We start from the raw sequence: 10,438 nt of genomic DNA on the forward strand, positions 1-10,438 counted from the left end.
ACCTCACACCGACCCGACCACTCCAGCCGCCCCGACCGACCCGACCGGCGCCGCAGCACCACCCGTACGCTCGCCGCCACGCTGCTCGGCTGTGCGCTGCTGGCAGGACCCGCCGTGGCGCTGGCCGGGGCCAGCCCTTCCGCGGAGGCGAAGGGCGGCGAAACAGCCGCGGCCGGCACCGGCGTGCGCGTCCAGCAGGGCACCAACGGGGAGTGGCGTTACTGCCCCTACACCGGCACCCACCCGGAACTGGGCAAGGGTCACGCGAGCGACGCCGTCGGGCACCTCCAGTGCGTCCTGAACAAGGTCTACGGCTACAAGAGCGTCACCGTCGACAAGATCTTCGGCGACGCCACCCTGGCCGCGGTCAAGAACTTCCAGCAGAGCGTGGGCCTGACCGCCGACGGCTTCGTCGGCCCCAACACCTGGGCGGCGCTGCATCCGTAGGGTGTCTCTGCGGACGGGGCAGGCCCCGGGCCGTACACCAGCGGCGCCCCGGCGCCAGAACCCCGTGGCCCGGTGCCAGAACCTTGTGGAGAGACCCATGCGCGTGATCGCCTTCGACCATCTCGTCCTGAACGTCGCCGACATCGAGCGCTCGCTCGCCTTCTACACCGGCGCGTTGGGGCTGGAACCGGTGCGGGTGGAGGAGTGGCGGGCCGGCAAGGCGCCCTTCCCCTCCGTGCGGGTGAGCCCTACCACCATCATCGACATCGTCGAGGCGCCCGAGGGGCGGACGGAGGGTTCGAACGTCGACCACATCTGCCTGGCGGTCGAGCCCCTCGACTGGCAGGAGGTCATCGACTCCGGCGTCTTCGAGGTGCTGGACGGCCCCGGTGAGCGCTTCGGCGCCCGGGGCACCGCGCTCTCCCTCTATGTGCGGGACCCGGACGGCAACACCGTGGAGCTGCGCTGGTATCCGCAGGACGCCTGACGCCCCGCCCTGGCACCGCCCTTGACGTCTAGTCAGACGCGCGTCGGCTTCTTCCCGTTCCGCTCGACCGGCGCGGCCGCGGGCGCGGGCCCGCTCTCGCTGAGGCCGAACCGGCCGTGGAACGTACGCAGGAAGCCGGGCGCGTACCAGGCGGAGCGGCCGAGCAGGCGCATCGCCGCGGGGACGAGGACACCGCGTACGGCGAGGGCGTCGATGAGGATGGCGAGCCCGCTGCCCAGGCCGAAGAGCTGCATGAAGCTGATCTCGGCCGTCCCGAACGCGAAGAAGCTCACCGCGATCAGGGCGGCCGCCGCGCTGACGACGCGTCCGGTGTGCCCGAGGCCGTCGACCACGGCGGACTCGTCGTCCTCGCCCAGTTCGTGGAGTTCCTTGATGCGGCTGGTGACGAACACCTCGTAATCCATCGACAGGCCGAAGGCGACACAGAACATCAGCACGGTCATCGACGTCTCCATCGGCTGCGGCGTGAAGCCGAGCACGCCGGAGAGGTTGCCGTCCTGGAAGATCCAGGTCATGACGCCGAGGGTCGCCCCCAGGCTGATCGCGTTGAGCGCCAGCGCGCGCAGCGGCTGTACGACGCTGCCGGTGAACAGGAAGAGCAGCAGGAAGGTGGTGATCACGATCAGGCCCACGGCGAGGGGGAGCCTGTCGCCGATGGAGGCGTTGGAGTCGACCAGTTCCGCGTCGGCGCCGCCCACCAGCGGGTGCGTCCCAGGGGGCGGGGTGGTCGACCTGACCTCCTCGACCAGTTCCTTGGCGGCGTCCGACTTCGGTGTCAGGGTGCTCACCACGTTGAGCTGCCGCGCGCCGGGACGGCTGAGCGCAGGTTTGCCGCGCCCCACCGCCGTGGCCTGCCCCTCGGCGTAGACGCCCGAGCCCGCCTCCACGCGGGCGACGCCGTCGAGCCCGGACAGTGTCGCCGCGTACGACGCCAGCGGTGCCTTGTCCACGGGCGCGTCGATGACCACGCGCAGGGCCGCCGCGTCGTTGCCGTGGAAGTTCTCCCGCAGCGACACCGACACCTGGCGGCTCTCGGCGCCCTCGGGCAGCGCGCGTTCGTCCGCCGTGCCGAAGGTGATGCCGAGCAGGGGACTCGCCGCCACGACGAGCACCGCGAGCACGGGCAGCGCGGTGAACGCGGGCCGCCGCATGACGGTACGGGCGAGCCGCCCCCATACGGACGTTCCGGTCGCCGCAGGCCCCGCCTTCACCCACGGCATCCGCCCGCTGTTGACCCGGTGCCCCAGCACGTTGAGCAGCGCTGGCATCACGAGCAGGGTGGCCAGGGCCGCGATGATGACGACACCGACACCGGAGTAGCCGAACGAGCGCAGGAAGTACTGCGGGAAGACCATGAGCGCCGCCAGCGCGGCCGCCACGGTCGCGGCGGAGAACGCGACCGTACGGCCCGCCGTGCTCATGGTCGTGCGGACGGCGTCCTCCACGCTCACCCCCGCCGCCAGCTGCTCCCGGAACCGGCTGATCATCAGCAAGGCGTAGTCGACGCCGAGACCGAGCCCGAGGGCGGTCGTCAGATTGATCGCGAAGATGGACACATCGGTGACGCTCCCGACGAGGTACAGCTCCGCGAACACCCCGACGATGGCGATGAGCGCGATGGCCAGCGGCAGCAGCGCGGCGACGACTGTGCCGAAGACGACCAGGAGCAGCAGGAGGACCAGCGGTACGGCGATGGACTCCGCGAGGACGAGGTCCTTCCCGGTCTGCGGGCCCATCTCGTGGCTCACGCCCGCGCTGCCTCCGGCCTTGACCGTGAGCGTGTCCCCGTAGGTTCCGGCGTAGGCGTCGATCACGCCCTTGGCGTTCTCCTGCTGCTCGGTGTCGTGCCCCTTCACCCGCGCGAGTACGAGGGCTTCGCGCCCGTCCTTGGAGCGCAGGTCGGGGCTGGTCGTGTCCCAGTACGAGACCACGTTGTCGAGGTCCTGCTCCTTTCTGAGTTCGGCCACCAGGGCCCGGCCGCTGCGCTCGGCGCCCGGGGTGTCGATGCGGCCCCCGGCCGCGCGGACCAGCAGCACCAGGTTCGTCTCCCCGCCGAACCTGTCGTCGATGACCTGCCTGGCCCGGGAGGACTGGGAGGACGGGTCGTCGAAACCGCCGCCGAGCAACTTCCCGAACGCTCCGGCGCCCAAGGCGCCCATGAGGGCCACGGCCACGACGGCGATGACGAGTACCAGCCGGGACCGGCGGATCGCCAGTTCGGCTATGCGTTCAAACACGCCCGTTCTCCTTTGATGTCCCCGCGTTCCCTACGGATAAAGGCGGGAAGAAACGGGGGTCGCACACTTCGCCGCCGCCAGTGACGCTAGTGAGGACACAGAAGATTTGGCAGTGTCAGATTTTCTTCACAGCAGGCAACTTGCCCTGGCGGTGCGGGCGTTGCCGTCGTACCGTCGCCGCATGCTCGCCGACCGAGAAGCCTCCGCCCGGCCCACCCTGCGCCAGCGCCGAAGGGCCGCGGCCACCCAGGAGATCCTGGACGCCGCCGAGCAGCACATCACCGCACACGGGCCCGCGGCCCTGTCCCTGCGCGCGGTCGCCCGCAGCCTCGGAATGACCGTGCAGGCCCTCTACCACTACTTCCCGAACCGGGACGCCCTCGTCACGGCGCTCGTCACCAAGGCGTACGACGACCTGGCCGACGCCGTGGGAACGGCCGTCGACACCGCGCCGGACGGCACGGACCTGCCGCGCCTGGTGATCGCGGCCGAGGGCTACCGCCGGTGGGCCATCGCCCACCCCGAGCGCTTCCAGCTCCTCTACGGCACACCGCTGCGCGAGTACGAGGCGCCCGCCGACGGCCCGACGACCCGGGCGATGCGCCGGATGAGCGCGATCTTCGTACGCGAGATGTTCGACGGATTCACTACCGCGCAACTCGCCTCGGCCGACACCCCCGCGCTCTCGCCCTCACTCCGGGCACACCTGGAACAGCTGCCCCAGGACGGGCTCGGAGATCTGCCGCCGCCCGCGACCGCGCTGCTCCTGAGCGCGTGGGGGCACCTGCACGGCCTCGTCGTCCTGGAGGTCTTCGGCCACACCTCGTTCGTCGGCGACCACCAGGGCGAGGTCTTCCGCGCGGCCATGCGGAATCTGCTGGAGGACGTTCACCGCCGGATTCCGGCCCACGTGCCGTGACGTGGGCCGGAACGCGTCACGGCACGTGGGCCGGGCCGCGTCACGGGTGCTGGCCGGGCCCCTGTTCGTAGTGGGCGATCCTGCTGGGGGAGAGGTCCGTGGGGTCCTCGCCCGCTTCCAGGAGCGTGTCGGCCGGGCCGATGATGAGCGGGTCAGCCTCGCCCACGGCCTCCTTGTCCTTCGCCTCGTAGTCCATGCGCAGCAGCAGGTGCTTGATCGCCTCGAGACGCCCCCGGCGCTTGTCGTTGAACTTGATCACCGACCACGGAGCATGGACCGTGTCCGTCGCCCGGAACATCTCCACCTTGGCCTTCGTATACGCGTCCCAGAGGTCGAGGGAGGCCAGGTCGGTGGGGGAGAGCTTCCACTGCCGCACGGGATCCACCTGACGGATCGCGAAACGCGTGCGCTGCTCCGCCTGGGAGACGGAGAGCCAGAACTTGATTAGTACGATCCCGTCATCGGTGAGCATCTTCTCGAAGAGCGGGGCCTGCTGGAGGAACTGGCGGTGCTGCTCCGGGGTGCAGAAGCCCATCACGGGCTCAACACCCGCGCGGTTGTACCAGGAGCGGTCGAAGAAGACGATCTCCCCGGCCGACGGGAGCTGCGCCACATACCGCTGGAAGTACCACTGGCCCGCCTCACGCTCCGTGGGCTTGTCCAGCGCCACGACGCGAGCGCCGCGCGGGTTGAGACGCTCGGTGAAGCGCTTGATGGTGCCGCCCTTGCCCGCCGCGTCCCGTCCCTCGCAGACGATCACGATGCGCTGCCCCTGCTCGCGGACCGTCTTCTGCAGCTTCAGCAGCTCGATCTGGAGGAAACGCTTGCGGCGCTCATAGGCCCCGCGCCGCAGCTTCTCCCGGTAGGGGTAGTTCTCCTGCCACGTCCGCAGCGGCTCGCCCTCTTTGTCGAGCAGCACCGGACGCTCGGGCCGGGCCTCGTCCACCTGCAGCCCGTCCAGCAGGCGCTCGCCCTCGGCCTCTGCCTCGGCCGCGGCCCCTGCCTCGTCCTCGTCCGATGCCACATCGTCTCCTCTCGTCGCGCCAGTGCCTCGTCGCGCCGTCGCCTCGGCCCCGAGTAAATCTGTGTACCCCCATATCAAGCAGCAACCGCGCGGAAACCGCCACAACCGGAGCCGGGGACGCGGGGGCGCCGGGAGACTTCGTCGCGGCGGAAGCGGGTTGTCCGGATCCGGTCGCTGGAGTCCGGCCAACCTGCTTGGACAATGACATGCAGAGCAACGGCGGGCCGGGGGTGGTAGCTGTGCCGCGCGGAGAACGTCCGCTGGAGGACGACGGTGGCGAGCTGACCGCGTTCGCGGCCGATCTGCGGAAGATGCGGGAGAAGGCGGGCAGCCCGCCCTACCGGCAGCTGGCGCGCGACGCCCACTACTCGTCGACGACGCTCGCCGACGCGGCGGGCGGCCGCAGGCTGCCGAGTCTGCCGGTCACGCTCGCCTACGTACGGGCCTGCGGCGGGGACGCGACCGCGTGGGAGGCCCGGTGGCACGCCCTCAGCGCCCGGCTCGCCGCCGCGGCCGAGGAGGAGGCACCCGACGCCGGGGACCGCGAGCAGCGCGGGCCCTACGTGGGGCTCGCCGCGTTCCAGCAGGAGGACGCCGCCTGGTTCTTCGGGCGTGAGCAGCTGACCGACGACCTGGTCCACCGGGTCCGCGCCCGCCGCTTCCTCGCCGTCTTCGGCGCCTCGGGGGCGGGGAAGTCCTCGCTGCTGCGGGCCGGTCTGCTGCCGCGCGTCCACGAAGGGCCCTCACCAGGGTGGACCACCATCCTTCTCGCGCCCGGCGCCCACCCCCTGGAGGAGTGCGCCGCCCGGCTGGCCGCCCTCAGCGGCGACTCGGTCACCGCCCTGCGCGGGGAACTGGCGGCGGACCCCCGGGCCCTGCACCTGACCGTGCTCAAGGCGCTGGCGGAGCGGTCGGCGCCCGATGCCGAACTCCTGCTGGTGGTCGACCAGTTCGAGGAGGTGTTCACCCTCTGCGCCGACCCAGCCGAACGCACCCGGTTCATCGCCGCGCTGCTCACCGCGGCCCAGGCCGCCAACAGCCGCACCCGCGTCGTCCTGGGCGTGCGGGCCGATTTCTACGCGCGCTGCGCCCAGCACCCCGACCTCGTCGAGGCCCTGCGCGACTCCCAGTTGCTCGTCGGGCCGATGACCACCGACGAGCTGCGCCGCGCGATCAGCAGGCCCGCCGCCCGCGCCGACTGCACCGTGGAGGGAGCGCTCCTCGCCCGCGTGATCGCCGACGCCACCGGCAGGGCCACGGTGCTGCCGCTGGTCTCCCACGCGCTGCGCGAGACCTGGCGCCGCCGCCGGGGCAGCACCCTCACCCTGGCCGGATACGAGGCCGCGGGCGGCATCCGGCACGCCCTCGCCCAGACCGCGGAGGCGGTTTACGCCGGGCTCACCGACGAGCAGCGGCACCTGGCCCGCACGGTCCTGCTGCGCCTGGTGGCGATCGGCGAGGACGCGGACGCCACCAGACGCCGCCTGGCCCGCGCCGACCTGGACTCCCTGAGCGAGGACCGGACCGGCGTCGAGGCGGTCGTCGACGCGCTGGCCCGCGCCCGGCTGATCACCCTGGACACCGACACCGTCGAACTGACCCACGAGGCGCTGCTGCACGCCTGGCCACGGCTGCGGCACTGGATCGACGAGGACCGGGCGGGGCTGCTGCTGCACCAGCGGCTCGGCGAGGCGGCCGCCGACTGGGACCGCGAGGGCCGGGACCCGGGCGCGCTCTACCGGGGCACGCGGCTGGCGGCGGCCGAGGAGCACGTCACCGCGCCCGACAGCACCCTGACCGCGCTGGAACGGGACTTCCTGGCCGCGAGCACCGCGGCCCGCGACCGCGAGCGGCGCGCCGCGGCCCGCACCACCCGGCGCCTGCGCCGGCTCACCGTCACCCTCTCCGTGCTGCTCGTCATCGCCCTCGTGTCGGGCCTGATCGCCTGGGACCAGTACCGGACCAGCGAGAGCCACCGGCGCGAGGCCGTCGCCGAACAGCGCAGCGCCCTCTCCCGCCAGCTCGCGGCGCAGGCGTCGATCCTCCTCGCCGACGAGTCCGACCTGGCCTCGCTCCTGGCCGTCTACGCCTACCGGATCCGCCCCACCGCCGAGGCCACCACCAGCCTCCTGGCCGCGGCCTCACGCCCTCTCCAGCAGCGACTCACCGGCCACAAGGGCGCAGTGGGTTCGGTGGCCATCAGCAGGGACGGCCGCACGGTGGCGAGCGGCGGTCACGACGGGACCGTACGGCTGTGGAACACGGCGACCGAGCGGGCGCGCGCCACACTCGAGGGACACAAGGGGCCGGTGAACTCGGTGGCGCTGAGCCCCGACGGCCGCACAGTGGCGAGCGGCGGTCACGACGGGACCGTACGGCTGTGGGACACGCGGACCGGCGAGCAGCGAGCCGTGCTGACGGAACACCGGGGCATGGTGCGGTCGGTCGCGTTCAGCCCGGACGGCCGCATGGTGGCGAGCGGGGGGCGCAACGGCACGGTACGGCTGTGGAACATGGCGAGCGGCGAGTATCTGCGGCCGCTGACGGGACATCAGGGTGGCGTACGGGCAGTGGCGTTCAGCCCCGACGGTGACACGCTCGCCGGTGGGGGCGAGGACGGGACCGTACGGCTGTGGAACCCGCGCACCGGCAGGACGCACACCACGCTGGACGGGCACAAGGGGGCCGTCAACGCGGTGGCGTTCAGTCCGGACGGCCGCACCGTCGCCACCGGCGGAAGCGACGGTGCGGTGAAACTGTGGAACCGGAGGACCGGCGAGGACCGGGTGACGCTGAGCGAACACGGCCGTGACGCCGAGTCCGTGGCGTTCAGCCCCGACGGCCGCATGGTCGTCAGCGGCGGCCGCGACGGGACCGTACGGCTGTGGGACGCGGCGGCCGGGGAGCGGCGGGCCGTGCTCAGCGGGCAGGGCGGCGGTGTGCGGTCCGTGGCGTTCAGCCAGGACGGCAGCACGGTGGTCGGCGGCGGCCGCGACGGGACCGTACGGCTGTGGGCCGTGGCCACCGGCAAGGCGCGCATCACGGTGACCGGCTCCCGGGGCGCGGTGAACGCGGTGGCCTTCAGCCCGGACGGCCGCAGGGTCGCCGGTGCCGGGGACGACGGGACGGTACGGCTGCGTGACGCGGTGACCGGCAGGGTGCGCACCACGCTCGACGGGCACGAGGGGGCCGTGCGGTCGGTGGCGTTCAGCCCGGACGGCGGCACGGTTGTCAGCGCGGGAAGCGAGGGGACCGTACGGCTGTGGGACACGGCCACGGGTGAGCGACGGCACGTACTGAGGGAGCATCAGAAAGGTGTGCAGTCAGTGGCGTTCAGCCCGGATGGCCGTACGGTCGCCAGTGGGGGAAGTGAGGGGACCGTACGGCTGTGGGACGCGGCGACCGGTGAGCGGCGCAAGGTGCTGACGGGCCATCAGCGGGCTGTGGCGTCGGTCGCGTTCAGTCCCGACGGGCGCACCCTTGCCAGCGGGGGGCTGGACGGCACGCTGCGCCTGTGGGACACGGCCACCGGCAAGGCCCGGGGGGTACGCGCAGCGCGTGGCGTCCCCGGCGTGCGCGGCGGAGCCAAGTCCCCGCTGCGGTCGGTGTCGTTCGCCCCTGCCGGGAACACCGTCGCCGGTGGCAGCGACGACGGCATCGTGCGGCTGTGGGACGCGGCGACAGGACGCGCCCGGGGCGAGCTGACCGGGGTCCGGCGCGGCGCACAGGCGGTGGCGTTCAGCCCCGACGGCCGCACGGTCGCCAGCAGCGGCCGTGACGGGGTGGTGCGGCTGTGGGACGCCTCCACCCGCCTGCAGAAGGCCGTGCTGCCCGGACACGCGGACCCGGTCCGGGCGGTGGCGTTCAGCCCGGACGGCCGCACCGTCGCCAGCGGCGGCGACGACGGCGCGCTGCGGCTGTGGGACGTGCTCCTCAGCGCCGACGAGGCGATCAGCAGGATCTGCCGGTCCCTGCGCAGGGACCTCAGCCCCGAGGAGCGCGCCCGGTATCTGCACGACCCCTACCAGCAGTCACCGCGCCGGGCCTGCACGCGCTGAGACGGCCGACAGGAGCGGCCCGGGCCCCGGAGCGTTGTCCGGCGCTTGTTGTCCGGCGCCAGGTCCCCGGCGCCGGACAACCGAGGACCGGTAGAAGCGATACGTCGACCACTTGGCGGCCGTGTACGGGAACAAGGAGGCAGCAGCGACTATGGCGTCCCTGACCAGCACCTCCAGTGCGACCGCGCCCTCGGCTGCCCCGACGCCGCCGCATCGCGGGCGGTTCTGGCGCTCGCCGCCGGACCAGCCGCGCTGGGCCCGGCCGGGGCTCCTCGCGATCGCCGCGCTCGCGGCGCTGCTCTACGCCTGGAACATCACCAGTAGCGGGTTCGCCCCGTACTACTCCCTGGCCGCGCGCAGCATGTCCGAGAGCTGGAAGGCGTTCCTGTTCACCACTGTCGATCCCTCGGCGACCCTCACCCTGGACAAGATCGGCGGCTTCCTGTGGCCGCAGGCCCTCTCCGCACGCATCTTCGGCTTCCACGACTGGGCCCTGACCCTGCCGCAGTGCGTCATGGGCGTGATCTCCGTGCTGGTGATGTACCGGCTGGTTCGCCGCTGGCAGGGGCCTGCCGCCGGTCTGCTCGCCGCCGGGCTGCTGACGGTCACGCCTGTGGTGGCCTCGATGTTCGGCCACGCGATTCTGGACGGCTCGCTCACCATGTGCCTGGTGCTCGCCGCCGATCAGTACCAGAAGGCGGTCGGCACGGCCCGGCTCAGGCCGCTGCTGCTGAGCGCCCTGTGGATCGGCATCGGCTTCCAGATGAAGATGATGGAGGCCTGGATCGTGGTCCCCGCCTTCTTCGTCGGTTACCTGGTGGCGGCTCCGGCGCGCATGAAGCAGCGCCTCGGACGGCTGGCGGCGGCGGGTGTGGTGCTCTTCTCGGTGTCGCTGTCGTGGGTGGCCCTGCTCACCTTCACACCGGCGGACAGCCGTCCCTACGTGGACGGTTCGACCAACAACAGCGCCTTCGCGATGGTCTTCGGTTACAACGGCCTCAACCGCCTGCACGCCGGGCTGATCGATGGGGGAGCGGTCACGTCCGGCGCCGCGCACGGAGCTTCCGCGTCCGGTCACGGCGACGGAGGCGGCGACGGAGGCGGCGACAAGGACGGTGCACGGAGCGCGCCGACGGCCCCGCCCGCGAGCAGTGGGCCGGGGCAGCCCGGGAGCGGCCAGGAGAAGGGGGGCGCCGAGAAGGGAGGCGCCGGACGGCAGCCGTCGACGGCCGCACCGTCCGGCGC

General features: G+C 72.5%; 7 protein-coding genes. 5 read left to right on the forward strand and 2 right to left on the reverse strand.

Annotated elements, in window-relative coordinates:
• Together GKQ77_RS19210 and GKQ77_RS19215 are read left to right on the forward strand one after the other, a co-directional pair.
• Positions 1-447 (forward strand): peptidoglycan-binding domain-containing protein (locus tag GKQ77_RS19210; protein WP_219690150.1); only part of this gene is annotated, 447 nt, incomplete at its 5' end.
• 97 nt (positions 448-544) lie between these two features.
• The gene (locus GKQ77_RS19215; RefSeq protein ID WP_219690151.1) at positions 545-934 is read left to right on the forward strand and encodes a VOC family protein; all 390 of its coding nucleotides are present in this window, start codon (positions 545-547) and stop codon (positions 932-934) included.
• Positions 935-966: 32 nt separating this feature from the next.
• Here the strand turns inward: GKQ77_RS19215 and GKQ77_RS19220 are convergent, their stop codons facing one another.
• Complete coding sequence (locus GKQ77_RS19220; protein WP_219690152.1) at positions 967-3,192, reverse strand: MMPL family transporter; 2,226 nt, start codon at positions 3,190-3,192, stop codon at positions 967-969.
• Positions 3,193-3,373: 181 nt separating this feature from the next.
• Here GKQ77_RS19220 and GKQ77_RS19225 point away from each other — a divergent pair, with 181 nt between their 5' ends.
• Positions 3,374-4,111: a TetR/AcrR family transcriptional regulator gene (locus tag GKQ77_RS19225; protein WP_219690153.1), complete on the forward strand. Its 738-nt coding sequence runs from the start codon at positions 3,374-3,376 to the stop codon at positions 4,109-4,111.
• A gap of 40 nt (positions 4,112-4,151) precedes the next feature.
• On the opposite strand, the gene ppk2 is transcribed toward GKQ77_RS19225, so the two are convergent.
• Positions 4,152-5,135 (reverse strand): polyphosphate kinase 2, encoded by a 984-nt coding sequence (ppk2, locus tag GKQ77_RS19230; RefSeq protein WP_219690154.1) that lies wholly within the window; start codon positions 5,133-5,135, stop codon positions 4,152-4,154.
• A gap of 239 nt (positions 5,136-5,374) precedes the next feature.
• On the opposite strand from ppk2, the gene GKQ77_RS19235 reads away from it, so the two are divergent.
• Both GKQ77_RS19235 and GKQ77_RS19240 read left to right on the forward strand, forming a co-directional pair.
• Positions 5,375-9,193 (forward strand): nSTAND1 domain-containing NTPase, encoded by a 3,819-nt coding sequence (locus GKQ77_RS19235; protein ID WP_308117715.1) that lies wholly within the window; start codon positions 5,375-5,377, stop codon positions 9,191-9,193.
• A gap of 151 nt (positions 9,194-9,344) precedes the next feature.
• Positions 9,345-10,438: ArnT family glycosyltransferase (locus tag GKQ77_RS19240; RefSeq protein ID WP_219690155.1), on the forward strand; the 1,094-nt coding region annotated here is incomplete at its 3' end.

This window comes from Streptomyces anatolicus, from assembly GCF_019400875.1.
In the GTDB taxonomy this organism is placed as follows: Bacteria; Actinomycetota; Actinomycetes; order Streptomycetales; family Streptomycetaceae; genus Streptomyces; species Streptomyces anatolicus.